We start from the raw sequence: 22,695 nt of genomic DNA, 5'->3' as shown, positions 1-22,695 counted from the left end.
CTGTGTCAGTGCCTCCTGCGATCCTTCTTCGATGATCAACGAGTACGAGAAGCTGCTGGCGGGGCTGGACGATGTGGACTGGGCCAGCTTGTCCCACGCCTACGAGTCGGCGGATGACGTTCCAGGGCATATACGCACCCTGTGCGGGAGCGACGACGAGGCGCGCAAGCAAGCTTTCAGCAGCCTGTTCAGCAGCATTTTTCATCAGGGCAGCCGCTATTCGGCCTCTCAGGTCGCCGTGCCGTTCCTCGCGAGGATCGCCCTCGCAGGCCCCGAGGCTGCCCGCGAGGACACGATGTGGCTGCTCACCCGCCTGGCCGTGGACTGGCACGACGAGTACGACGTGACCACCGGCATCAACGTGGCCGGATGGCGTGCGGCCGCGGCGGAGGGCGGACCGGAGGAGCTCCTGCCGTGGTACGAGGAGCAGCTGGCCGCCGCGACGGATGCCGACCAGCGCGCACAGCTGCAGGAAATACGGGACTGGGTGGCCGCCGGCAACTCGCCCGACGCCCGGTGGTCGGCACTCCAGTCATACGACGCCGTCCTGGCCGAACTCCCTGTCCTTCTCGCCCTACTCGACGACGATGACGCACGACTGCGGACCCGGATCGCCTACCTCCTGGGCTGGTTTCCCGAATTCTCCACCACCGCCCTGCCCCTCCTCCTCGCCCTTGCCGCACACGATAAGGACCCGGTCACCGCAGCCACCGCACTGCTCGCCGCCGGCATCGTCGGGCCTTCCTCCACGGCCGAGGGCATCACCCCGTACCTGGATGCCACAGATCCGCTGATGCGGTGGGCTGCGGCCACCGCCCTCATCCGCCTCGCCGGCCTCGACGGAACCCCTGTCGGCCCCGGCCTGCTCGGCCGGGCTGTCACGGAACTCACCGCAGCTGCCCGCAGCCCGTTCGATCGCGTAACCGACTACTGCGAGGGCGACCTGTTCGGCCACATCGAGCGCACCCTGCACGCCCTGCCGCCCGGCTCGGACCCGGCTGCCGTGCGCGAGGCGCTCGACGCGTGCCTGCCCCGCATCGTCTGGGACTGCTACGGGTCCCGCACCCGCAGGGCGATCGAAAAGCTCTTTCCCGCTCCGCAGCCGCACCCCGCACCCCACTACACCGACCTGACAGCGGCGCAGCAGCAGCTGTTGGGCGATCTCGCCGGCCACCGGCACGCCTGGCTCATCCGCTCGTGCGCAGACCGGCTGCGGGACCTCGGCCTTCCCCACACGCAGGAAGCCCTGCAGTCCTTCGTCGGAGCGCACCGCACCGCCTGAAGCACCGCAGCACCACGCAGCGAGCGAAGGAGTGCTCAGCCACGTAAAGGCGGCACGGCTGCTCGGCCCGACACACACGCTGAACAAGCGGGCGACTTCTGCTGGCCACCTGTGAGGCGCTCGTTCCGTTCCTCCTCCTCACCGTGACCCAGGCATCCGCCGCCTCCGCCGAAACCGAGCGTGCCACCGCCACCACTGGCCCTACCGGCGACGGCTGGGAGTGCTCCCCCAACTACAGCGACCAGAGGGCCCAGGTCTGCTACGAGGACGTCGGCGGCTGGTTCCACGTCATAGACGGGGTATCGGACGGCTACTCCGCAGTCGCCCAGTGGGAAACCATCGACCCCCAGAACAGAGTCACCCGCTGGGGCTTCATCTACAACGCTGACGGCGCCCATACCACCCGCTTCAAGAACAGGGTCTTCGCGGAGACCGACACCATCCGCTTCCGCGTCTGCCTCGGGCACTGGTCTACGAAGTGCATCGATGCGGGCACGTGTTCCGCCTGGCGGTCCATGGACAGCTGATAATGGTCCCCGCGCTGCGGGGTTGCCCCCTTCTCCTTCGGGCGAAGGGGGCCTTTCGCGCGTCAGGCGTCGGCCGTGGCCACGGTGAGGCGGCCTTCCTGCTGCTCGGCCCAGGCCACGCGCTCCAGTGCGATCAGTTCGTCGGTAAGTTCGATATTCGCCACGGGCGGATCCTACGGCGCGTCCCCAGCCAGCGACCCGACCGCGTCCAGCGCGGCGTGCCAAGGGAATGACTGCGGGTCGCCCTGCTTCGGCGGGTGCGACTCGTACCCGGAAGGACCGTCGAGGAAGACCACGCCCTGTTCCCGCAGGTCCGCGATGCTGCGGGCCACGGCAGGCTGAGCGCCCTGCGCGCGGTTGAAGTACGGCATCGCCGCCACTGGCACGCCCATCTGCACGCCCTCCGAGGGCAGCCCCAACGCGAGCGTGTCGGAGATCCCGTTGCCCCACTTGTTGAGGCTGGTGCAGGACAGCGGGGCGACGAGCATGGCGCCCGCCTTCGGTAGCGAGTCCTTCTCTCCGGGCAGCTTGTACTGCGAGCGGACCCGGTGCCCGGTCAGCTCCTCCAACTCGCCGATGCGCGGCTCCCACCAGCAGGCGGCGGACGGGGTCAGGATGAGGCAGGTGTCCCACCCGCGTGCCTGCGCTTGCCGCACCCCCTCGTCGATGAACTGGGTCGGGCCGGCCGCGCAGGCGATGAGGTAGAGAACTCGCTTCGTCATGCGGGGAGTCCACATTGCGCGGCCAGGCGGCGCAAGTCCCCGCCTGGAACCGGGGTCGCTCCGACTACGTCGGCGACAAGGTCGACAGTGGACTGCCGGCCGATGACCTCTTCCGGGGCCAGCCGTGCCGCGGCAACCAGCGATTCAGCGGCAGTTTCCTTCCGCCGTGTCAAGAGCTGAGCGCGTGCCATCGTGATGAGATGCTGCGCCTGACGCTCCTTCGACAGCCCGAACAGCGCTTCACCCTCCAGGCCATCCGCTGCCTCGATCGCCGACCACCCGTCCTCGAACCTCGTCAGCACATCCACCCGGTGGAGACTCACATTCGTCGGCCCGAACATCGTGTAGTCCTCGTCGAGGTCGGCACCCTGCTGGTCCGCCACCTCGGCGGCCTGGTCGACGTGGTCACTGGCTTGCCGAACCGCGGCCGTCGACCGGCTCAGAGACGCGGCTGCGATCGCCGCGTTCAGATACAGCATGCCGAGCGTCGACAACCCCAGAGGGCCGCTCGCCTCCAAATCCATGGACAGACGCCGAGCCGCACCTACGGCGAAGTCCACGGCCGCTCGGGGCTGCTGCTGGTAGTTGAGCGACTTCGCTACCCGCCTCGATGCCGCACCGATTGCGACCGCGTCGCCGGAGCGTTCCGCCGCCGCCAAGGCTCGGTCGGCCACCACGGCAGCTTGAACCGCTGTTGCCGGACCGTACTTGTGAAGGAAAGAAGCGGTCAGCTGTAGCACCCGCGAGTACAGGGCGTGGGCCTCGCTGGCTGCGGTGCTGGCTTGCGCGGCGGATTGCCTGGCCTTGACGATCAGCGCGGGCAGATCCCGGCCGAGTGCCCCGTAGTGGCAGGCCTGGAATGCCTCGCAGCAATAGGTGAGCCGACGTCGCAACTCCGTGAGCGGCGGGGGATCCCCGTCGTCGTCGTTGCGGTACAGGACATCAATGACGGCAAGCGCCTCGACAGGCGGCGTGGTCGCAGGGGGCGGCTCAGGAGGCCCGTCCATCAGTAGTTGCTCCAAGGGGATGCGCAGAACGTCGGCCGCCCGCACCAGCACGGATAAGCGAGGGTCCTGCTGGCGTTGGCCGCCTTCCAGGTCCTGCACCCACCTGCGGGTCTGCCCCATGAGCCGACCGAAGTCGGCTTGGGTGAAACCGCGCTGCTCACGCCAATAGGCAATGCGGCGGCCGATGCGTCCAGTGTCCATGGAGCACCTCCGTACAGGGCACGCACTTTGCGTGCCCACCCCCGTTGTACCGCGTCTTACCGTGCAGACACAGCGGATCAGCGACAACCAGGAGGGCCCCATGGCGGTGACGCAGCTACCGGCGGTCAGTAATCTGACCGAGCAGCAGCAGCGCGGGTGGAATTGCGTGTGGTGCGCGGCACCGCTCGGCAAGGACCTGGGTGTCGACCTCGGCGAGCAGCGAGTCACCCCCACCACCGGTGCCGCGTACTCCTGGTTTCCCCGTGAGTGCGTGGACGCGAACGAGTGCGCGGGGCGGAGGGCGGCCCGGTGATGGCATCGACGCAGCAGCGGACCGCAGTCCCGCCGCCGGAGCTTGCGTATCTGGCGTATCTCGGGCACACCCTGGCGTGCGACGCCTGCCGCGCGGGGACGAGCTGTGCGACGTTCATACGGCTCGGCCGCGCGTGGAAGAGGGTGCGCCGATGAACACGCCGATCGGGTACGGGTACTGCTGGGCGGAGCGCCCCGATTCGTACGCCCGATGCACCCAGCCCCCCGGCCACACAGGTCCCCACTACGACTGGCGTGCCCCCAGCGACCACAGGGAATGGCCGAACATCCCGAACCGGCACGGACTCCGGTGACAGACCCGGCTGCTCCCGGACGAAGTCGGCGAGATCTGTGTTCAGGGCTTCGGCAATGAGGATGAGGCTGTCGATCAGCGCGGCCGAGTGGCCCATCTCGATCCGGTTGAACGTGGCCCGGTCCACTCCGATGCGCAGGACTACCTGCTCCTGCGTCAGGCCGGCGGTGAGCCGGGCTGCGCGGATGCGGTCTCCGATGGCCGGGCGGCGGGTGAGTACCCAGTCGGGTGGGGGAACGGAGCGCGGCACACAGTGACGCTCGCCCGACCATGATCGAATGCATGTAGGGCAAAACCTACATTTTACGGCACATGCCATAGGCACGTAACCCTGAGCAGCCGCACTCGAAAGGGTGCGACTCCGAAGCGGCGCCGAGGCGTTCGCGTGTCCATCTCATTTGCGCCGTTACTGAGGTTTAACTCGTGGTGTCGTTACGTAGATCTGATGGTCAGGCCGGTCTCGGCTAGGCAGCCGTCGATTAGGTTGCTGCGGTACTGGATGTGCCGTAGACCGCTCCGGACCGTGCGGATGAGATGGTCTGGCGTGGAGAAGGCGACGTTGGAGAGCCAGCCGCGACGTAGCAGGGACCAGATGCCTTCGACGGGGTTGAGGTCGGGTGCGTAGGGCGGCAGGTAGAGGATGGTCAGCCAGTCGCGGGTTTCGGCGAACTCCCGTAGACCTGCGGCTTTGTGGACGTTGAGGTTGTCCCGGATGAGGACGATCGGGCCGCCGAGCTGCTGGTGGGCTGCGGTCAGCAGGTCCCGGTAGTCGCGCCAGGAGAAGCTCTTGCGCCCGTCACGGTTGCCGTCGTCCCGTCGCGGCCGGTAGATCAGCCGGGATCGGCGGCCGGGTTTGTAGCAAGTCAGCGCGGCGATCGATATCCGTCTGCGCGAGCGGCTGCGGACCCGCACCACCGGGGTCCGCCCGCGCTGGGACCAGGTCCTGGCTTGCGACGACGTCATGGAGAAGCCGGCTTCGTCCTCGAAGACCAGCCAGGCCCCACGGGCCGCCGCTGGCCTTCCGCGCGGGGCCACACCTCCTTGACCCACCCGGCCACCGCGTCGTCGTCCCGTTCCATGGCACGACGGGCCGGGACCTGGCAGGACCAGCCGTTGCGCACCAACAGCTTGCGGACACCCTGAATCGTGTACGTGAGGTGGAAGCGCCGTCCGATCACCGTCTTCACACGGTTCAGAGTCCAGCGTTGGTCCTCCCAGCCGTGCGCGGCCGGCCCTTTGGCCAGCTCGGACTCCAGCTGCGCGAACTGCTTCTCACTCAGTAGCGGCAGCGACGCGGGCCCCTGCGACCTCAAGGATCGCGGGCCGCCCTCGGCCCACGTGTGACGCCACCGCCGCACCGATCGGACACTGACCCGCAGATCCCTGGCGATCGCCGTACTGCCCTCGCCCCGAGCGAACCGCTCAGCTGCCTGGAGCCGTAACTCCTCGCGCTTGCCCTGCCGTTCAGCGGTCAACCCGCCACCCTGTGGATACCTCATCCTCTCGTGATACCGCAGGCAGACACCCCTCGTCAGCCCCTATGACTTCACGAGTTCAATCTCAGTAAGCACCTGGTCAGTCTCACGCATCCCACCGCCAACAACCCTTGGAATGCGAGGAACCGGCGACGGCGCATCGCGGCGTACGTGCAACGCGTCGCACCGCAGGCGGAAGTTGTGTGGCCTCGCCCGGCACGACCTCCCTCTCCCGCTCCGCCCGGCCGTCCCGGCCCCCGTAGGATCACACGGCCTCGACGTGTGCGGCGTCCCGGCGGTCCAGGCCTCCATCCGGCAGGACTCTCCCGCCTCACTCCTTGGCGGGACTCGGTACCGAACACAGCACCAGGGCGCCGACGACGTCCGCCCTGACGTCGCGCCGCCGGCTTGTCGCCGGTGCCCCTCAAGGGGTTCGCGGCCTGCATCAGCCGACGCTGTCCCGAGAACGCAGAAACTGGCAGGCAGAGGCGGGCAAATACGGGAGAACTGACGCCACGGACTGCAGGGTGCCGGCCCTGCCGACTGGCCGCTCGGAGAGGCGGACATGGGACAGATCGAGCAGGCACCGGAGCGCGCGTGGCGCACCCGTCCCATTCCCTCAAGCACTGGCCGCGCCGACTGTTCTTGATCTTGATCCGAGAAAGGGTCGCCTCCAGGAGTCGGGCCACTGCATCCAGGAGTCGACAGGGCGGGGTGGCTTGAGCGTCACGGCGGGCCAGTCCGCCACCACGCCGGTAGGACCCCCGCAAAGTGCATGGACTTTCAAATAATTGGATTATCCATGTACTGTGTGGGTCATGGATGATCGGCAGCTGACCGAAGAGCTTTACGACTGTCTGTTCGCGATCCGCGCCCAGGTGCATGCCGAGCTCAAGGAGCTGGCCCGGGACGCGGGGCTGACTGACACTCAGGCCGATGCGCTGTGGAGGCTGAGCCGGGGGCGGGAGATGACCGCGCGCCGTCTGGCCGAACTCTTGCAGTGCGACGCCTCAACCGCCACGTCGATGATTGACCGGCTGGAGAAGCGCGGCCTGGTCCGCCGCGTTCCCCACCCCACCGACCGCCGCGCGAAAGTCATCCAGCTCACCTCCGAGGGATGCGCGCTGCGCGATCGCGTCGTCCGGCACACCACCGAGCACTCACCCTTCGCCCTCCTCGACCACGGGAGCAGGCTGCGCCTGCACACGCTTCTCCGCGAAGTGATCGACGGCCCCCGGCCGACAGGTGAGGCCGCCGGCGTCAAGGGCACCGTGGAAAAGGAGCAGCAGTGAGCAGCAAGACCGCGGTCATCACGGGCGGAGCCTCGGGTCTGGGCCTTGTGACGGCACGCCACCTGGTCAAGGCCGGTCAGAGCGTCGTCCTTGTCGGCCGGGACGCGACGCGCACCCGGGCCGCCGCCGACAGTCTGCGCGGCCTGGCCCCGGCGGGCAGTGACGCGGCACCGCCGAGGACGTACACCGCTGACCTGGAACAGTGGTCGCAGGTACAGGCACTGGCAGCGGAACTGGCCGCCGACAGACACCCGGTGGACGTCCTCATCAACAACGCAGGGGCGGCGTTCCCCCGGTATGAGCAGACGCCGGACGGCGTGGAGCGCACCTACGCACTCAGTCACCACGCCCCGTTCTTGCTCACCCACGCACTCCTGGCCGAGGGAGTACTCACGCGCGAAGCGCGGATCGTCAACATGTCCTCGTTCGTGGAAAAGCGTGGCAGTCTCGATGCCACCGATCCGGATGTCGCGGGAACATCGTGGAGCAAGCGCTTCTACAACCAGATCAACGTCTACGCGACGAGTAAACTCGTCAGCCTCCTGGCCGCGCGAGAACTCGCACAGCGCCTGCCCGACGGCATGAGCATCTACAACGCCAATCCCGGCATGGTCAAGGGCACCGCGATGAACAGCAACGCCGGCGGTCTGATGCGGCTGACCGCCCCGCTGTTCCGCCCGTTCGCCATCACCCCGGACGAAGGCGTGCAGACCCCGGTCTGGCTCGCCAGCGCCTCGCCCGCACCGCGCCCCAGCGGCGGCTTCTTCAGCGAGTCCCAGCCGGACACCCCTTCACGCCTGGCCCTGAACGACGCTCTCGCCCGGACCGTCTACACCAAGACCGCAGCCCTCCTCGGAGTGGAGCCCCTCACGAAGTAGGGCCGTCCCGGAACCGGTTGCCACGCCGGGGTCGCGGCTGCCTCGTCTGCGGGTACGCGGGGTACGCGGGCCGGGCACGATAGCCCGGATGGACAGGTCCAGGTCGAGGCGGCTGTTCATGTCCGGCTCGAACCGGCCGTACACCTCCGCACGGCACTTTCCGTCTCGGCATGGACAAGCGGCTCGACCTGGTGCTGCCGGTCAGGGTGCTGAGCCCGTGCTCCGTCGAAACCACCGCCGCGGCCGCTGCGCCACGGTCGAAAGGGGCGTCCGAAGCTCCCTGCAGCTTCGGACGCCCCTTTCGTGACCGGCCTCGGAGCTGGTGGCCCAGCGGGACGAGGCAGGCGGCGTGCGGCCAACCGATTCGCCGCGCTCCTCAGCGCCTCCTACCGGACGTGGACCAGGTGGAGGGCCCGATTTGCGCTCGGCGCGGGCCTCGCTGTTCTTCAGGCGAGAGTCTCAGCGGTGGCTGTCAGGACCGCGCGGCCGAGGATGTGGCCGGCCAGGGTGAAGCCGAGGGCGGCCGGGGTGGCGTCGGCGGGGACGCCGATGGTGTCGACGTCGAGGGCATGCACCACGGTGAAGTAGCGGTGCGGGCCGTGTCCGGCCGGCGGGGCGGCACCGATGAAGCGGGCCGCGCGGGCGTCGTTGGGCAGCTGGAAAGCGCCCCCGGGCAGCCCCGAGCCGGTGTCGTCGCCGGCGCCTTCGGGCAACTCGGTGACGGTGGCGGGGATGTCCGCGACCGCCCAGTGCCAGAACCCGGACCCGGTGGGGGCGTCGGGGTCGTAGACCGTGACGGCGTAGCTCCTGGTGCCTTCCGGGGCGCTGCTCCAAGAAAGCTGCGGGGAGACGTCCTTCCCGCCGGGCACGCCGGAGAGGCCGGAGTACTGCTCGATCGGCCAGGGGGCGCCGTCGGTGACGGTGGTGCTGACGACGGTGAAAGAGGCCGCCTCGGGGAGACGGGCAAAGGGGTCGTTGGAACTCATGGTGTCGTGCCTCTCAGGTGTGCTGTGTGTGGGTGGTGGTGATGCGGCCGACGGAGGTCCCGTCGTGGCGGCGCCAGGAGGCGATGTGGTCGCGCTTCCGCTGACCACCGAGATCGACGATAACGCCGATAATCGATTATATCCCTGATCGTCTATTGTGTAGACATGACCCAGACGATCCACACCTCACCCCCGGCGGGGAAGCAGATGCTCTCCGAGCAGGTCTACACACACCTGCGGGACGCGATCATGCGCGGGGATTACGCCCCCGGTGATGCCCTCAAGCCCCAGGACCTCGCCAAAGAGCAGGGCGTAAGCCTGGCCGTCGTGCGTGAGGCGCTCGTGCGGGCGGTCGGCGAGGGACTCGCCGACCGGCTGCCCAACCGCGGCTTCGCCGTCCCGGCCCATTCCGACCGCCGCTGGCAGGAGATCGCGGAGGCCCGTCGGACGATCGAACCGGTCATGCTGCGCATGTCCATCGAACGCGGCGATGTGGACTGGGAAGCCCGCGTACGAGCCGCCCACCACCGTCTGACCCGCACCCCGGCGTACGTACCGGAGGAGGGCGAGCACTACAGCAGCACATGGGCCGAAGTCCACCGCCGCTTCCACCGCACCCTGCTGGAGGGGTGCGGCAACCTTGTCCTGCTGGAGACCTTCGACCGGATGTGGACCGCGAGCGAACTGGCCCGCCGCTGGTCGGCGCACCGCAACCCCGACCGGGACGGCGCCCTGGAGCATCGCCGGCTGGAGGAGGCGGCCCTTGCCCGCGACGCCGACACCGCAGCCGAGGTCCTGACCCAGCACCTCACCCAGACCGCGGCCGGACTGACCGACTGCCCCCACCACGAACCCACGAACGACGCCTGATGCGCCATGTATGCCTGGCCGCACGACCGCACGTGAACACCGAAACCGGAGCCACAGCATGACCATCTTCGAGGCGAGCACGGGCCGCCACTGCCACAACGCCGTCAGTCCTCTGCACGCATCCGTGTACTTCGCGCCGGAGCCGGAGGACGAACTCACGGCACTCGGGCTGGAGCGCGGAGCCATGGTCTACCTCGCGAGCCGCGCGGCACCGCTCGGTGCCGTCGACGCGGGCACCGTCACAGCGACCTTCTACAACTTCAACCACGCGCATGTGCAGCGGTACATCCCCGCGGCGTGGACCGTCACCACGCCGGAGCAGGTGCTCGCGGCACGGCTGCGCAGCGCGGACCGAACGCTGCAACGGCTGCTCGGGAAGGAGACCCTCACGTCCACCGAAATGACCGAGGCGGCCGAACTGGCACTGCACGCCACCGAAGCGTGCCGCCGGGAGGGACGGCCGCTCTACGCCGCCAACGCCGACCTCCCCGTACCCGAAGAACCGCACCTGGCCCTGTGGCACGCCGCGACACTGCTGCGCGAACACCGGGGTGACGGTCACCTCGCCGCCCTGGCCATCGCAGATCTGTCCGGCATCGAGGCACTGGTCCTGCACAACGCCACCGGCACGGGCCCGACATCAGCACTGTTCACGCGGACCCGCGGGTGGTCCGCCCAGCAGTGGACCACCGCCCGAAACCAGTTGCGCGAGCGCGGCCTGCTGGACGAAGCAGGCAACCTCACGCAGGCGGGCACGGCCCTGCGCGGCGAGACCGAGGTGCTCACCGACCGCCTCGATACCGCCCCGTACGACCACCTCGGCCCGGCCGCCACCGCACGCCTCACCGAACTGGCCGGCGGCTTCTCCGAAACCCTCAGAGCAGCGGGCGCCTTCCCTGCGGTGCACTTCGGCAAGGGCTGAGATCCTGGGCCGGGGCCCGGCGCGCTCGTAGTAGCTACGGTCAGGTGGCACGCAGCTCTACATGACGTTCAGTTCCGCGGTTGCTGTGACGGCCGGTGGCGGTGCCACAGCAAATACCGGATTCACCGCGACGGACCCTTTGCGGTGATCACCGGACCTGCGGCGGGCTGTTCCGGCCGCCGGCGTGCGGTGTACGCGTCTACCGCGGCAGCGCGGGAGCGGGCGTGACGCTCGAACCAGTGACCGAACTCGAACGCAGGGGCCTGCTGCGCGGCCCTGACCGGAGACCCTGGCCGAACTGGCGGCGGCGCGGGCGGACGAGATGGACGCCGACACCGCCAACCGGGAGCTGTCCATCGCACGCAAGGCGATCGGCTGGTGGCAGCGCCGGGGCGGGATCGAACGCGATCCCACGATCGGCATCGAACGGCGGCCCGCGCCGCCCGACCGCACCAAGGCCCTCTTGGAGAACCAGATCGCCGCCCTGTGGCGCCTCGACGTCTCGCTGCCGGACAAGACGTGCTGGAAAGTACTCGACGAATCGACAGCGAAAGCCGATGAAGTGCTGTGCCTGAACGTGGAGGACCTGCACCCGGGCGACAAGCACGCCCGGAACCTGGCCAAGGGCAACCGAATCATGCACAAACTCGCAGCGTCCAGCAGATCCCGGCTCGTCGTACTCGCCCAAGGCCGCCGTCGGCCGCACCACAACGGTCGCCGACGGCGGCACGGCCTTCCCGGGAACACCCATCTGCGTGGGCCCCGATCTCCTTGATGCCCGTCGCGGGAGCGGCGTGTTCGGTGTAGCCGTACTCCCAACTCGGCGGGACGAGGGGAGGATGAGGGCGCGAAGATCCCCTGAGGGTACGGGATTTGACCCTTCACGCCGCCTCCACACATACTGACGTTCAGTGCAATGTCACATTGCAACTGCATCATCCTGAGTGCATCAGTGATGCCTGTGAACGACGCCTCTGAACAGAGAGAACTACCCTCATGTCTCGTATCGCTCTGCTCGCCACCGCAGCCGTGGGCCTGGCCTTATTCGGCGCGGCCCCGGCCACAGCCGTACACGCCCCCACCACCACCGCCACTACCGTGACGTGCGGTCCGTCCGCCCTCCGGGTGGGCTTGTCGACCAAGGTGTGCGCCGAAGTCACCGGCAACAGCGTGCAGTTGAACGGCCAGATAGGCCTGTCGGGCCCGCCCAGCCCGGGCTCCACGCTCCCGGTCAAGAACCTGACCACGACCCTGACCGGCAACGCCGTCGGTGGCACCTCCCTCGGCCACCTGGTGCAGCCGGTCCGTTTCCAAGCCGCGACCACCCGGGTCCGTGGCGTCGGTGGCATCGTCCCCTGCGGCTCGACCGTCCACGCCGAGTTCACCTCATCCGCCCTCGGCCATCCCTCCAGCCCGGTAACCCTGGACGTTCCGGTCACCTGCTGACGAACGTCCGACACAATGAGCAGGCTGCGCGGCCGGAACCGGACGCGGAGCCTGCCAGGGCGGCGAGCCGGTCTTGCGGGTCCGGCACCTGGCGGCGCCCCACCTGCCGGTGGTGATGAACTGGCGGCCGATGTGCTCGGTGCAGGCGGGCGGGATGGCCTCGGTCAGCCCTTCACGCACGTCCGTCCAGGTGGTGTCTCCGCCGTCTGCTGATGCCCCGTACACGGGGACCGTCACCCCAGCCGTCCCGGCCGGTACATCGCCGCGTACGGCAAAGGCACCATCGCCGAGGTGCAGAGCGCCACGGGTCCCCTGCCCAGGGGCTGGGGACCCACCCCCCCTTGCGCCGGTGCCCCAGGTCATCCGGGCGGGCCCTGGGTGACGGCGGCGCCCTGCGCCCTGGTGTGCGGGCTGGTCTGCTACTTGCCGGCCGGACGGGCGTCCAGCGCCGTGCGCAGGCATTCAGCGATGGGCTGGTACTGCGAGACGAAGTTGAGGTCCTGGAGCCGGTCGGGCTCGGGTAGCTTCCTGTACCAAGTGGGCCGGCAGTCGCAGGTTGTCCAGCCGAGGGTGCGCAGTCCGGCTCGGCTCATGTCCCGGTCGATGCCTGCCAGATAGTCCGCGTCGACGGGCAGCCTCCGATTCGACTGCCGGATCACCCGTCCAGCACGATGGGGAGATGCGGGAAGCCGAAGAGGAAGCCCAGGCAGCGCTCGCGCAGAACCACGGCGCTCCGCTCGGGGCTCAGCGGGACGCCTTCCTCTTCGTCTCCGGTGCCAGGGAGCGCAACACGGCAGTCAACGTGCGGGAAGACATCCACCTCCCCGAGGACCACATGCGCCGTCGCGTGCTCACGGTCCGGGTAGCTCCAGCACCTTCTCGGCAGGAGGACGATCACGCCGTAGGCACCGAGCGTGTCGGCCACCGACGCCTTGAGCGGGCTCCGATCCGTCCGGGGCGGGCCGCGGTTGCTCTCCTTGGAGGGGTGGCGGACCTCCCACATGAGGGTGTGGTGCACCAGGGCACCGGGGCCGTCCGGCGAAGCCCACAAGGTGCCGGCCGTCGGCTCCGGCGGAGAGGCCGGCTCGATCCGCTTGCGACGGCCCCGGCCGCGGACGGCGCCATTCATGGACAAGCGCCAGTGGTCCTCGGCTTCCTCAAGGAGGAGGACCCGCTGTCTGCCGTGCACCGAGGCCGCCGCGATTCCGCCGTCGAGTCGGTAGAGATTGCCCGAGCGCCAGCCAGGAACCGCAGGACGTGCGGTGTACCCGGTGCAGCGCCGGTCGTCGCTCGGCGCAGAGCCTCGGTGTATGTGCCCCCGCTCCGGCTCGCCCTGCGGGCGGTCTGCGCGGCGGTGGACTGGGTCTTCGGCATGACGTACTCCTCTGCCGGGCCGGGCCACGCCCCCGACTCCGGCTCGTACGACTGCCGTTGACACGAGGGAGCGCAGAACTGGGAGAGCGGGCCCCTCAGGACCTTGACCTCCGCATCCGGTCGGCGTGGCTCCGGAAGCGGGCGGTGACCGGCAGTACGCCACTGGCCGGGCAGGGTGCTCTCCGGCCCAGCCGCACCGGCCGAAGAAGACGGGCAGTCGATTCCCGCGAACGGGCGAGTACTTCGGCCTACGCAGCAGCACGTCCTGGGCAAGCCGCCGCACGGGAGCGCTTGCCCGGTCTCGCCATCGGCCGCATGACGGACGAACTGCTCCATGGAGACCTCTGCCCGCTGTGCGCCACCCTCTCACGCCGCGCACGACTGCCGGGGCCTGCTCGAACACGCCGTACCCCCTGTGGATCGACGGAGTGCCGCACTGCGCCAACAAGCGGGAGTGGGCGGACATGATGCACGCCCTCTACGAGAGCTGACCCCGGCCGTGCGAATGCTGCGCCACGACCGCACGAGCCCACCCGACACGAAAACGTACGCCAACCGACTCCACCGATTGAGCGCACACCAGCACACCACTCCCCGACAACCTGCCACGACTGAGCACCCCCGCACCGACGCCCTTCAACACGAACAGCCACCGCCGCCCATCGGCTGCGGCGACGTCCAGGCGCATCCGGGCAGAGCGGAGCGGGGGCGAAGGCGCCTCGGTCGATGGCGGTGTCCGCGCTGATCTCCGCTACCTGGTCGGGTACGACCGGATGAGGTCGAGGGCGTCCCGGCTGCCCCATGAGGCGGTGAACCGTACGCCGGTCCAGGGGTGGTCGGGGCCGGTCGGGGTGAGATGCTCCGCGGCCCGGCGGGCAGTGTCCGGTCTCACGACCCGGACGAGGCGCTGATATCCCGGAACTCCGCCCGGGCGTCCTCGGTGTAGGCACCCATGCTGCCCGAGGTGTACGGCCGTTCCCGGTCGGTGAAATCGGCCACTTCGCGGCCGTCCACCGCCACCGTCATCCGCGCACCGCGCTGCCGGACCCGGACCTCTGACCAGTCGCCGACCGGGAAGCCGGGGATACCGGTGGCGAGGAACCGCTGTCCGCCTCGGTATTCGGGGTCCCGTTTGCCCAGTTCCCAGCCATTGGGCTTGAGCGCCAGGTAGTAGAAGTGCTCCGGGTCGTCGTAGGACCAGACCAGCCACGCCACCTCCCACGGGTTGGGGTCGGGCTCGCGCAACTGCTCGGCGGTACGTATCCGGGCGCGGTAGTCCAGCACGCCGTACCGGGTTGTGGAGATGACCAGACAGGCATGGGTACGGTCTTGTTCACGGGCCGTGCGCGGAGTGAGCGTCAGCTCGTCCACCGTGCCGGTATTGGCGCCGTAGCCGTGGAAGACGGACCGCCAAGGGCCGTACACCATGCCGTCCTGCCAGGACTCGACCGAGTCGGTACCGTGCCTCTCCTCTCGGAGCAGTGCAGCCGTGACCAGGCCGGTGCTCACCACGACAAGGACGGCCAGCAGCAGCCCGCCGGTCCGGCGGAAGGAGCGCCACAACATGCGCAAACGGTACCGCCGGACCATCCGTGCCGCGTGGGCCGTCCGGGGTCGGTACGCGGTCATCCCGCCCCGCGTTCGTCGTCGCCCGGTGCCTCGTGCCTGCCGTCGGTGGGCGTCTCCTGCCCGTGGATGACGGCCGGGGTGCCGCCGAAGTCGCTGGTGAGGCGGGCCACGATGCGGTCGGCCGCGTGTCCGTCGCCGAACGGGTTGGCGACCGCCGACATCCGTCGGTACTCCTCCGGGTCGTCCAGCAGCCGCGCGGCGACGGCCAGGATCTCCTCCGGATCGGTGCCCACCAGCAGGGCCGCCCCCGCCTCCACCGCCTCCGGCCGTTCGGTGGTGGACCGCAGCACCAGCGCAGGCTTGCCCAGACTCGGGGCCTCCTCCTGGAGCCCGCCGGAATCGGTCATCACCAGGTCGCAGGCGGCGAGAGTGGCGGCGAAGTCCAGATAGTCCAGCGGATCCACCACCGAGATCCCGGGGTGACCCTCCAGTGCCGGCAGCAGGGCCTCCCGTACCGCCGGACTGCGGTGCAGCGGGAGCACGATCTCCACATCTCCCCGGTCGGCCAGCCGCCGGAGCGCCGCACCCATGGAGCGCATCCGGTCACCGTGGTTCTCCCGGCGGTGCAGGGTGAGGAGCACCCGCCGCCCATCGGTGCGGAAGGCGCTCCGCCCGGCGCCCCGCCCCAGCACCCACAGCAGGTTGTCGACGACCGTGTTGCCGGTGGTGATCACCTGTCCGTCGGGTACGCCCTCGGCCCGCAGATGGCCGGCGGACCGCGCGGTGGGGGCGAAGTGCCAGTTCGCGAGGCGGCCGATCAGCCGTCGGTTCAGCTCCTCGGGGAAGGGATTGTCCGGGACACCGGTGCGCAGCCCCGCCTCGACATGGGCCACCGGGATGTGCTCGTAGAAGGCGGCAAGAGCGCCGCAGAGCGCCGTGGTGGTGTCGCCCTGGACCACCACCAGATCGGGCCGTTCGGTCCGGATGACCGTGCCCAGGCCCTCCATCAGGCGGGCGGTCAACTCGGAGAGCCGCTGCCGGTCCCGCATCACCGCCAGGTCGGTCTTCACCCCCACTCCGAGCAGGCCGAGCATCTGCTGCAGCATTTCCCGGTGCTGGCCGGTGGTCACCACCATCGGCTGGAAGAGCGGGGAGGCGGACATCGCCCGGCTGACCGGGGCCAGTTTGATTGCCTCCGGGCGGGTGCCGAGTACCAGCATGGCGCGCACCGTGCCGGGTGGAGCGGCGGAGCGCTCCGGGGCGTCCCCGGCCGGGCGCGGCGCGGACGCGTTGTCCACGGGTGATAACAGCGGGTTCTCCGATGAGGACATGGCTCTCCCTTGACGAGACAAACGGAAGGAGCAGGAGTGGTTCGTCGGGCGGCACCGCGCGGCGCATACGACATCGGCGTACGGGACGGCCGGCGGCGGTACGGACGGCCTGCGGTGCGGACAGGCCGCACTGCGGTGCGGTCGCGCGGATGGTACGGGTGGGACCCTGAGCGGCGTGGATGGTACGCGTGTGGTACGGGTGAAACCTTGAACTGACGGGTCAGCTGCGGGCTGTCTTCAGCCAGGTTCGCTTGCCGGTGACGGTCCGCCAGAGCCCCATCCAGCCGGCGGCGAACCAGATGTAGCCATAGATGATGAAGACATGCCCGAGCAGTACCGCCTGAATCGCGGTGAGCGACCGCTCGCGCACCCGGTACACGAAGCCGTAGATCCAGGCCGAGGTGAACGAGAGCAGATACGGGCCGAGGAACCACATGACGGAGACCAGCGGATGGCCCGCCCTGATCGAGCCGACGACCGTGCCGAGGAGCGCGACCAGGAACGAGAGCGGCAGGAGCGAGGTGAGCAGGATCAGTACCGGGCTGGACAGATGGTAGATCAAGTCCATCGCCGCCCGGCCCCCGACGTCGCGCAGTATCAGCGGGGTCAGGTTGGCCGACTGGAGATGTCCCTGGAACCAGCGTGACCGCTGGCGGATCAGTCGGCGCACTTCGAGGACGGCCTGCTGGGAGACGGCCGCCGTGGTGCAGTGCTGGTTGGTCCAGCCACGGGCGATCAGCCGTACCCCCAGGTCCAGATCCTCGGTGAGACTGTCGCTCCACGGATTCTCGCCCAGGGTGTCGAGCGCGGACAGGCGCATGAACTGGCCGTTGCCGCCCATGCCCACGCTGCCGATGAAACGGCGGGCGCTCTGGAACACATCGCCGTAGACGACGAACTCCATGTCCTGGAGCCGGGCCAGCAGCCCCTCCCGCCGGTTGTACATCCGGACACCGATCTGGGTGGCCCCGGTCGCCGGATCGTTGAAGAACGGGTCGACGGCGTCGATCACATGCCCGTCCAGCCGGCCGTCCGCGTCCACGACGCAGAGGATCACATCGTTCGGGTTCCGGCCCTGGAGAAGCGGTGACGCCCGCAGCAGTCGTACGCCGTCATTGAGCGCGGCGCCCTTCCCGCGCCGGGCGTTCGGCAGATAGCGCTGATGGAGCCAGACCCGCTGGGGGTCGGCGGCCCGCGCGATATCGGCCGTTCGGTCGTCGGAGGCGTCGTCGATGACCAGGGCGACACATTTCTCGGCCGGCAGAGCGGTGATCCGCGCAAGGCTCTCAGCCAGCACTATCTCCTCATTGAGGCAGGCCAGAAGGAAAACATAGAATCTTTGTTCGCCCTTGTCGGGTCGGTGCGGCACCTTGCGACGGGAGAGCAGGAACAGGCTGAAATTGTAGGTGCCGGCCAACACGATCAACGCAATGCTGGCCCATATCAGGGACTCAACGATCACGATCCGTTCTCCGCGACCCAACCCCGGCGCCCAGCGGCGGCGGCATCGGTCACGGAGGGCCTGACACGTAATCGCAAACGCGCCACGAACAGGCCGAGAACAACCAGAAGATACAAGAGGAATCCCGCCCCCGCGGTCGCCTGCAAAGCACTGGCCACCGGGCTCCCGGGTATCTCCTCCATGGACGCGGCCAGCCCCACCAAGGGCAGCGCTGACCCCAACGCAGACCTACCGTACATCGGTTCCCCCCACCTTCAGCTCTGCGCAGGAGTGGTTGGCACGTCCCCAAACGGAACCGGCCCCTGCACGCTTACGGAAAGTACCAGAAGCGGCCCCGCAAGTGGTTCTTCGGCGGAAAACCTGGACCTTGATCTTTCACCGGAGTCCCCATTGACATCCGAAGGGAATGGAGCGAACAATCCCGGCTGTTGAGCTTCGCAATCCGCTCGTGGAATTCCATGAAGGACCGAGTCATGGCTCTTGTGTCGCGAATCAGCCATGTCTCTTTCTCCTTCCCTGCGCCCGGTTCCACGTCATGCGACGCGGTACCCAAATCGAGGGGGTAAACAAATGAGACAACCCAGGAGAAGACCGCAGCCGGCCTGGCTGGCTTTGATCGCCCTGGCCGTCGCCGCCCTGCTGGGGGGCAGTCTGCTGGCACCGGCGGCCGTCGCCGGCGGCCGGGGGGACGGCGACCACCATTCGGTGACTCAGGAATCACCCATCGGCGTTCAGGCCAAGGACATGAAGGGCTGGGCCGCGGCACAGCGGTCCGGTGACGCCGAACGGCGGGCGGAGAAGGGCACGAAGAAGCGCGCGGGCAAACTGCTGCCGCGGCTGACCAGGGCAATCGGGCCGAAGGCGCGCAACGCACCGGCCGCTCCCGAACCCGGCCAGGCAAAGACGCTGGTCCTGTACGACAACGCGGGCCCGTTCGGACACCTCGGCGAGCTGTACGCGATGGGCGTGGCCAACCTCGGAGGCCGGTTCGGCACCGTGACCGCCAAGCCGGTCCAGAACTACGCACCGGGTGAGCTGGAGACCTTCGACGCCACCGTCTACGTGGGCTCCACCTACTACGGCGAAGACATACCGGACGCGGTGCCGCAGGATCTCTATCTGGACATCCTGCTCTCCGAGCGGCCGGTGATCTGGATGGGCGAGAACATCTGGAACATGGCCAACTCGATCAGCCTGCAGGAGTTCGAGTACAAGTACGGCTGGGACCCGACGTCCTCGTTCTACGAAACCGGCGGCAGCGTAGGCGATATCACCAAGGTCGAGTACAGGGGCCAGACACTGACCCGGAAGATCCCGGCCGGGCAGGACCCGGGCGTGCTCCACCCCGCCATCAGCACCGGCGCGGACGCCCCGCCGGTGACCGAGCTCGCCACGGCGGTGGACACCGCGGGTGCCACCGAGACGACCTTCCCGTGGGCGATCCGCTCGGCCAACCTGACCTACCTCGGCGAGATCCCCTTCACCTTCGTCTCGGAGACCGACCGGATCATCGCCTTCCAGGACCTGCTCTTCGACGCGCTGGCACCGGCGACGGCCGAGCAGCACCGTGCCCTGGTGCGCCTGGAGGACATCTCCCCGATGTCCAACGCCACCCAGCTCCGGTCGATCGCCGACTATCTGAAGTCGCAGAACATCCAGTACGGCATCAATGTCATCCCGGTGTACACCGACCCCAAGGGTGTGCAGAACAACGGTGTGGCGCGCACGGTGCGGCTCGCGCAGCGGCCCGCGCTGGTGAACACGCTGAAGTACATGCTCGCCAACGGGGCCGTGCTGATGGACCACGGCTACACCCATCAGTACGGCAACCTGGACAACCCGTACAACGGACTCAGCGCCAGTGACTTCGAGTTCTTCCGGGCCCATGTGGACGCCAACGACTTCGTGGTCTACGACGGGCCGGTGGCGGAGGACTCCAGCACCTGGGCACAGGGCCGGATCACCTCCGCCCTCAACGAATTCGCCGCGGTCGGCCTGCCCAAGCCCAAGCTGTGGACCACCCCGCACTACGCGGCCTCGGCCACCGACTACAAGGTGTTCGCGCAGAACTTCGACGCACGGCTGGAGCGTTCGCTGTACTTCTCCGGGACGCTGACCGGCGCGCCGGTCGACAGCAGCCGCTACCTGGGCCAGTTCTTCCCGTACCCGGTCACCGATGTCTACGGCACCAAGGTGCTCCCGGAGAACATCGGCAGCTATGAGCCGCTGGCCTCCAACAACAACCCGCCCCGGCTGGCCGAGGACCTGATCAAGAGCGCCAAGGCCAACCTGGCGGTACGGGACGGCTTCGCCAGCTTCTACTACCACCCGACCCACCCGGTGGCTCCGTTGAAGGAGATCGTGGAGGGCTTTACGGCGCTCGGCTACACCTTCGTCAACCCCGAGAGTCTGCTCTGACCCACCCCGTCCCGGAGCACCGTCCCCGCCGTTGCCGGTCCGCCTCGCGCGGGCCGGGAACGGCGCACGTCCTGCGGGCTGCGGCCCGGGAAAGGCCCCTGTCCTGATGCGAACACCGCGGCGGACGACGTTGGTGGCGACGGCCGCCACCCTCGCGATACTGAGCGGATGCACGACCGGCGGCGGGGACGGCCCGCGCCCCCCGCGCTCCGGTGACCGGATACGCGGAATCACCCTGCCCGCGTGGGACGTCAACGACTACGGCCGGCCGGAGGCCCGGCGCTATCTGCGGCAGATCGCCCGCACCGGCGCCCAATGGGTGGTCTTCACCCCCACCTGGTACCAGGACGGGACGGACCGGTCCGCCATGCACACCACCACGGAGACGGCGAGCGACCGCAGTCTGCGCCGGATCATCGCCCTGGCCCACGAGGCTGGACTGAAGGTGCTGCTCAAACCGCATGTGGATCTGACCGGGGGCGGGGACCGGGCGGCGATCCGCCCGGCGGACCCGGATGCGTGGTTCACCGCGTACCAGCGGTTCATCACCCATTACGCCGCACTGGCGGCGGAGTCGGGGGTGGCACAGTTCGCCGTCGGCACCGAATTGGCCGGCACCTCCGGCGACCGGCCCCGCTGGACCCGGGTGATCACGGCGGTGCGCGAGGTCTACCGGGGCACCCTGACCTACGCCGCCAACTACGACGAATACCGCCGGATCCCGTTCTGGAACTCGCTCGACCTGATCGGCATCGACGCGTACTGGCCACTGGCCGAATCCGCCACGGCCGATCCCGCGCGGCTGGCCAAGGGCTGGAAACCGATCGTCACCGAACTCACCGCGTTCGCGGCCCGGCACCAGCGCCGCATCCTCTTCACCGAGGCGGGCTATACGAGCCAGCACGGCACCGCCGCGGAACCGTACTCCTGGACGATCAGCGAACGCGCCGGGGCGGAGGAACAGTCGGCGGCCTACCAGGCTCTGCTCACCGCCTTCGACGGCAAGGACTGGTGGGCCGGGGTTTGCTGGTGGATGTGGGACGACTGGCCGGAGAGCGGGGAGACCGCGCGGGCGCTCGCGTACACACCTCGTGGAAAGCCGGCGGAGAAGGTGCTGCGGCGGTGGTGGCGGAAGTGAGCGGACGGCCGGCGGGTGCACACGTGGGCGGGGCAGCCGACAACCGTGTACGGCACCGGTCACCGGCCGCCCGGCCTGGAACAGCAAAGTGGCTCGCCCATCCCGATCAACAAGGTAGGGACCACTGACAACATTCGGACTCGTTCATCCGGACGTCGAGCCTCGCCAGTGATCCGCTTCCGGGACAGCCCTACCTCTCCGACACCGGCGACCACCGCGCCCTGCGCGGTACAGCCGGGACCGGGCCCGGTTGGTGCTGATGGTGGCCGTCGGACAACAGCCGGGCAAGGTCGTGTCCAGCACAGCATTCGCACGACCCGGACGGCACCGGGCTGTTCGTGTGGAAACCGGCCTCGGCCGGTGCGGCAGCCGAGGAACCGCTCGCAGCTGCCGCGTGGATCGGCGGCCGGAACAGCCGCGGATTGTTCCGGAGATTCAGAACAACCCGGTTTACCCGGTGCTACCGGCGTAAGTGTGAGCGGGCCTGAAGAAAGCGCCGCGCCGGGGTGCGGAGCCGTGGCATCGAGAAAGTCCCTGTGTGGCCGCTCAGGCGCTTGGCACGAGGCGCGGTGGGGTGGGTTGGGTTGGTCGACCGGGACCTCGCAGCGGCCGCTGAGACGCAGGGTGCGGTGGGCAGGGGATGGTCCAGGGGCGGGCCTTGTGGCCAGAGGCGTCTCGGAGTCTGCGGGCCCGGCCCGGTCCGGGACGCCAGGAGGCGTCCCGCGGTGCGGGGCGGGCGAGCCCTTGCACGGGTGTGCGCCGCCGCGGGTGCGCTCGCCGACGACTACGGCGCGGCCGAGCTGCTGGAGGTCGTACGTCAGCTCTTCAGCGGCAGAGAAGGTGCTGTCACTGGACAGCACATACAACGGCTCGCTACCCGCCGAAGCGCGCTCCGGGAACGTGCGGCAGGCTCCAGGACTGCTCTCTGCGCTCGCCGCCGCGCCAGTACATGGTGTTGAGGTGGGTGTGAGCGCGGCACTCGGCGGTTCGGCGGCCCACTCCAGCGGAAACAGCATCGGCGCCAGCTCCACGACGGCGACCCCTCCATCGAGCAACTGCACCCGGGGCGCACCGCCCGGTGAGGTGTCGAAGTCCCGGTGCATGGCGTCCCGGGTGGCCGCCCCCTGCTTCGGGGACACCGGGTCGGCGTGGTGGCTGAGTCTCAGGTGC

General features: G+C 69.0%; 26 protein-coding genes and 1 pseudogene. 13 read left to right on the top strand and 14 right to left on the bottom strand.

All coding sequences use genetic code 11. The features are described 5' to 3' along the window. Positions 1 to 31: 31 nt before the first annotated feature. Together OG413_RS42925 and OG413_RS42920 are read left to right on the top strand one after the other, a co-directional pair. Positions 32 to 1,282, top strand: a complete 1,251-nt coding sequence (locus tag OG413_RS42925; RefSeq protein ID WP_266815335.1) for a hypothetical protein — start codon at positions 32 to 34, stop codon at positions 1,280 to 1,282. 143 nt (positions 1,283 to 1,425) lie between these two features. Then, entirely contained in the window at positions 1,426 to 1,809 is a 384-nt protein-coding gene (locus OG413_RS42920; protein WP_266815333.1) for a hypothetical protein, read from the top strand. Positions 1,810 to 1,982: 173 nt separating this feature from the next. Here OG413_RS42920 and OG413_RS42915 read toward each other — a convergent pair whose 3' ends face one another. Next, positions 1,983 to 2,531 (bottom strand): flavoprotein, encoded by a 549-nt coding sequence (locus tag OG413_RS42915; RefSeq protein ID WP_266815331.1) that lies wholly within the window; start codon positions 2,529 to 2,531, stop codon positions 1,983 to 1,985. Next, complete coding sequence (locus OG413_RS42910) at positions 2,528 to 3,739, bottom strand: helix-turn-helix domain-containing protein (protein WP_266815329.1); 1,212 nt, start codon at positions 3,737 to 3,739, stop codon at positions 2,528 to 2,530. Before OG413_RS42910 ends, OG413_RS42915 begins: the two co-directional genes overlap by 4 nt. Positions 3,740 to 3,800: 61 nt before the next feature. Between OG413_RS42910 and OG413_RS42905 the strand changes: the two genes are divergently transcribed. After that, positions 3,801 to 4,052: a hypothetical protein gene (locus OG413_RS42905; RefSeq protein WP_266815524.1), complete on the top strand. Its 252-nt coding sequence runs from the start codon at positions 3,801 to 3,803 to the stop codon at positions 4,050 to 4,052. Here the strand turns inward: OG413_RS42905 and OG413_RS42900 are convergent. The 3 genes from OG413_RS42900 to OG413_RS42890 all read right to left on the bottom strand — a co-directional run bounded on the left by OG413_RS42900 (position 3,964) and on the right by OG413_RS42890 (position 5,863). Beyond that, positions 3,964 to 4,683 (bottom strand): helix-turn-helix domain-containing protein, encoded by a 720-nt coding sequence (locus OG413_RS42900; RefSeq protein ID WP_266815327.1) that lies wholly within the window; start codon positions 4,681 to 4,683, stop codon positions 3,964 to 3,966. The genes OG413_RS42905 and OG413_RS42900 overlap by 89 nt on opposite strands. Positions 4,684 to 4,796: 113 nt before the next feature. Then, complete coding sequence (locus tag OG413_RS42895; protein ID WP_266815325.1) at positions 4,797 to 5,327, bottom strand: transposase; 531 nt, start codon at positions 5,325 to 5,327, stop codon at positions 4,797 to 4,799. After that, positions 5,324 to 5,863 (bottom strand): winged helix-turn-helix domain-containing protein, encoded by a 540-nt coding sequence (locus OG413_RS42890; protein ID WP_266810859.1) that lies wholly within the window; start codon positions 5,861 to 5,863, stop codon positions 5,324 to 5,326. Before OG413_RS42890 ends, OG413_RS42895 begins: the two co-directional genes overlap by 4 nt. A gap of 794 nt (positions 5,864 to 6,657) precedes the next feature. Here OG413_RS42890 and OG413_RS42885 point away from each other — a divergent pair. Next, positions 6,658 to 7,131 (top strand): MarR family winged helix-turn-helix transcriptional regulator, encoded by a 474-nt coding sequence (locus OG413_RS42885; protein WP_266811016.1) that lies wholly within the window; start codon positions 6,658 to 6,660, stop codon positions 7,129 to 7,131. Further along, positions 7,128 to 8,009 (top strand): SDR family NAD(P)-dependent oxidoreductase, encoded by an 882-nt coding sequence (locus OG413_RS42880; protein ID WP_266815322.1) that lies wholly within the window; start codon positions 7,128 to 7,130, stop codon positions 8,007 to 8,009. The genes OG413_RS42885 and OG413_RS42880 overlap by 4 nt, the downstream gene beginning before the upstream one ends. A 446-nt stretch (positions 8,010 to 8,455) precedes the next feature. On the opposite strand, the gene OG413_RS42875 is transcribed toward OG413_RS42880, so the two are convergent. After that, complete coding sequence (locus tag OG413_RS42875) at positions 8,456 to 8,995, bottom strand: YbhB/YbcL family Raf kinase inhibitor-like protein (protein ID WP_266815320.1); 540 nt, start codon at positions 8,993 to 8,995, stop codon at positions 8,456 to 8,458. 165 nt (positions 8,996 to 9,160) lie between these two features. Here OG413_RS42875 and OG413_RS42870 point away from each other — a divergent pair, with 165 nt between their 5' ends. The 4 genes from OG413_RS42870 to OG413_RS42855 all read left to right on the top strand — a co-directional run bounded on the left by OG413_RS42870 (position 9,161) and on the right by OG413_RS42855 (position 12,233). Next, positions 9,161 to 9,865 (top strand): GntR family transcriptional regulator, encoded by a 705-nt coding sequence (locus OG413_RS42870; protein WP_266815318.1) that lies wholly within the window; start codon positions 9,161 to 9,163, stop codon positions 9,863 to 9,865. Between the two features lie 58 nt (positions 9,866 to 9,923). Continuing rightward, positions 9,924 to 10,787, top strand: coding sequence for a hypothetical protein (locus OG413_RS42865; protein WP_266815316.1), 864 nt, complete (start codon positions 9,924 to 9,926; stop codon positions 10,785 to 10,787). A gap of 322 nt (positions 10,788 to 11,109) precedes the next feature. Next, on the top strand, positions 11,110 to 11,562 hold the full coding sequence (locus OG413_RS42860) for a hypothetical protein (RefSeq protein WP_266815314.1): 453 nt from the start codon (positions 11,110 to 11,112) through the stop codon (positions 11,560 to 11,562). A 221-nt stretch (positions 11,563 to 11,783) separates the two neighbouring features. Then, positions 11,784 to 12,233: a hypothetical protein gene (locus OG413_RS42855; RefSeq protein WP_266810507.1), complete on the top strand. Its 450-nt coding sequence runs from the start codon at positions 11,784 to 11,786 to the stop codon at positions 12,231 to 12,233. A gap of 108 nt (positions 12,234 to 12,341) precedes the next feature. Here OG413_RS42855 and OG413_RS42850 read toward each other — a convergent pair. The 3 genes and pseudogenes from OG413_RS42850 to OG413_RS42840 form a co-directional block, all read right to left on the bottom strand. Beyond that, positions 12,342 to 12,425, bottom strand: a pseudogene (locus OG413_RS42850) (DNA methylase); the annotation flags it as partial. A 227-nt stretch (positions 12,426 to 12,652) separates the two neighbouring features. Next, positions 12,653 to 12,892 carry a hypothetical protein gene (locus OG413_RS42845; protein ID WP_266815312.1) on the bottom strand — a complete coding sequence of 80 codons (240 nt, stop codon included), beginning with the start codon at positions 12,890 to 12,892 and terminating at the stop codon, positions 12,653 to 12,655. Beyond that, complete coding sequence (locus OG413_RS42840) at positions 12,889 to 13,368, bottom strand: hypothetical protein (RefSeq protein WP_266815310.1); 480 nt, start codon at positions 13,366 to 13,368, stop codon at positions 12,889 to 12,891. Before OG413_RS42840 ends, OG413_RS42845 begins: the two co-directional genes overlap by 4 nt. Positions 13,369 to 13,545: 177 nt before the next feature. Between OG413_RS42840 and OG413_RS42835 the strand changes: the two genes are divergently transcribed. Together OG413_RS42835 and OG413_RS42830 are read left to right on the top strand one after the other, a co-directional pair. After that, positions 13,546 to 13,668 (top strand): hypothetical protein, encoded by a 123-nt coding sequence (locus OG413_RS42835; RefSeq protein WP_266815308.1) that lies wholly within the window; start codon positions 13,546 to 13,548, stop codon positions 13,666 to 13,668. A gap of 292 nt (positions 13,669 to 13,960) precedes the next feature. Then, on the top strand, positions 13,961 to 14,098 hold the full coding sequence (locus OG413_RS42830) for a hypothetical protein (RefSeq protein ID WP_266815306.1): 138 nt from the start codon (positions 13,961 to 13,963) through the stop codon (positions 14,096 to 14,098). 260 nt (positions 14,099 to 14,358) lie between these two features. Here OG413_RS42830 and OG413_RS42825 read toward each other — a convergent pair whose 3' ends face one another. From OG413_RS42825 to OG413_RS42810, 4 genes are all read right to left on the bottom strand, one after another. Beyond that, a complete protein-coding gene (locus OG413_RS42825) occupies positions 14,359 to 14,499 on the bottom strand; it encodes a hypothetical protein (protein WP_266815304.1) in 141 nt (46 codons plus the stop codon). Then, positions 14,496 to 15,173: a family 16 glycoside hydrolase gene (locus OG413_RS42820; RefSeq protein ID WP_266815302.1), complete on the bottom strand. Its 678-nt coding sequence runs from the start codon at positions 15,171 to 15,173 to the stop codon at positions 14,496 to 14,498. The genes OG413_RS42825 and OG413_RS42820 overlap by 4 nt, the downstream gene beginning before the upstream one ends. Positions 15,174 to 15,232: 59 nt before the next feature. Beyond that, the gene (gene wecB / locus OG413_RS42815; protein WP_266815300.1) at positions 15,233 to 16,507 is read right to left on the bottom strand and encodes a non-hydrolyzing UDP-N-acetylglucosamine 2-epimerase; all 1,275 of its coding nucleotides are present in this window, start codon (positions 16,505 to 16,507) and stop codon (positions 15,233 to 15,235) included. A gap of 220 nt (positions 16,508 to 16,727) precedes the next feature. Further along, positions 16,728 to 17,927 (bottom strand): glycosyltransferase family 2 protein, encoded by a 1,200-nt coding sequence (locus tag OG413_RS42810; protein ID WP_266815522.1) that lies wholly within the window; start codon positions 17,925 to 17,927, stop codon positions 16,728 to 16,730. A 612-nt stretch (positions 17,928 to 18,539) separates the two neighbouring features. Between OG413_RS42810 and OG413_RS42805 the strand changes: the two genes are divergently transcribed. Beyond that, positions 18,540 to 20,387 carry a polysaccharide deacetylase family protein gene (locus OG413_RS42805; protein WP_266815298.1) on the top strand — a complete coding sequence of 616 codons (1,848 nt, stop codon included), beginning with the start codon at positions 18,540 to 18,542 and terminating at the stop codon, positions 20,385 to 20,387. A 106-nt stretch (positions 20,388 to 20,493) separates the two neighbouring features. Further along, positions 20,494 to 21,525 (top strand): hypothetical protein, encoded by a 1,032-nt coding sequence (locus tag OG413_RS42800; protein WP_266815296.1) that lies wholly within the window; start codon positions 20,494 to 20,496, stop codon positions 21,523 to 21,525. Between the two features lie 59 nt (positions 21,526 to 21,584). Here the strand turns inward: OG413_RS42800 and OG413_RS42795 are convergent, their stop codons facing one another. Beyond that, positions 21,585 to 22,541 carry a S41 family peptidase gene (locus tag OG413_RS42795; protein WP_266815520.1) on the bottom strand — a complete coding sequence of 319 codons (957 nt, stop codon included), beginning with the start codon at positions 22,539 to 22,541 and terminating at the stop codon, positions 21,585 to 21,587. Positions 22,542 to 22,695: the final 154 nt, after the last annotated feature.

It is taken from the genome of Streptomyces sp. NBC_01433 (assembly GCF_026340105.1).
Taxonomy (GTDB): domain Bacteria; phylum Actinomycetota; class Actinomycetes; order Streptomycetales; family Streptomycetaceae; genus Streptomyces.
Note: the sequence above shows the minus strand (reverse complement) of the source record. Positions and strands in the feature narration are given on the sequence as shown.

What these genes read in the sequence shown, in the direction of transcription:
- OG413_RS42865 (WP_266815316.1), top strand. Translation starts at nt 9,924, where the DNA reads ATGACCATCTTCGAGGCGAGCACGGGCCGCCACTGCCACAACGCCGTC.
- OG413_RS42910 (WP_266815329.1), bottom strand. Translation starts at nt 3,739, where the DNA reads ATGGACACTGGACGCATCGGCCGCCGCATTGCCTATTGGCGTGAGCAG.
- OG413_RS42820 (WP_266815302.1), bottom strand. Translation starts at nt 15,173, where the DNA reads ATGTTGTGGCGCTCCTTCCGCCGGACCGGCGGGCTGCTGCTGGCCGTC.
- OG413_RS42925 (WP_266815335.1), top strand. Translation starts at nt 32, where the DNA reads ATGATCAACGAGTACGAGAAGCTGCTGGCGGGGCTGGACGATGTGGAC.
- OG413_RS42870 (WP_266815318.1), top strand. Translation starts at nt 9,161, where the DNA reads ATGACCCAGACGATCCACACCTCACCCCCGGCGGGGAAGCAGATGCTC.
- OG413_RS42915 (WP_266815331.1), bottom strand. Translation starts at nt 2,531, where the DNA reads ATGACGAAGCGAGTTCTCTACCTCATCGCCTGCGCGGCCGGCCCGACC.
- OG413_RS42800 (WP_266815296.1), top strand. Translation starts at nt 20,494, where the DNA reads ATGCGAACACCGCGGCGGACGACGTTGGTGGCGACGGCCGCCACCCTC.
- OG413_RS42875 (WP_266815320.1), bottom strand. Translation starts at nt 8,995, where the DNA reads ATGAGTTCCAACGACCCCTTTGCCCGTCTCCCCGAGGCGGCCTCTTTC.
- OG413_RS42900 (WP_266815327.1), bottom strand. Translation starts at nt 4,683, where the DNA reads ATGGCATGTGCCGTAAAATGTAGGTTTTGCCCTACATGCATTCGATCA.
- OG413_RS42855 (WP_266810507.1), top strand. Translation starts at nt 11,784, where the DNA reads ATGTCTCGTATCGCTCTGCTCGCCACCGCAGCCGTGGGCCTGGCCTTA.
- wecB (WP_266815300.1), bottom strand. Translation starts at nt 16,507, where the DNA reads ATGTCCTCATCGGAGAACCCGCTGTTATCACCCGTGGACAACGCGTCC.
- OG413_RS42805 (WP_266815298.1), top strand. Translation starts at nt 18,540, where the DNA reads ATGAGACAACCCAGGAGAAGACCGCAGCCGGCCTGGCTGGCTTTGATC.
- OG413_RS42895 (WP_266815325.1), bottom strand. Translation starts at nt 5,327, where the DNA reads ATGACGTCGTCGCAAGCCAGGACCTGGTCCCAGCGCGGGCGGACCCCG.
- OG413_RS42885 (WP_266811016.1), top strand. Translation starts at nt 6,658, where the DNA reads ATGGATGATCGGCAGCTGACCGAAGAGCTTTACGACTGTCTGTTCGCG.
- OG413_RS42890 (WP_266810859.1), bottom strand. Translation starts at nt 5,863, where the DNA reads ATGAGGTATCCACAGGGTGGCGGGTTGACCGCTGAACGGCAGGGCAAG.
- OG413_RS42860 (WP_266815314.1), top strand. Translation starts at nt 11,110, where the DNA reads ATGGACGCCGACACCGCCAACCGGGAGCTGTCCATCGCACGCAAGGCG.
- OG413_RS42795 (WP_266815520.1), bottom strand. Translation starts at nt 22,541, where the DNA reads ATGCTGTTTCCGCTGGAGTGGGCCGCCGAACCGCCGAGTGCCGCGCTC.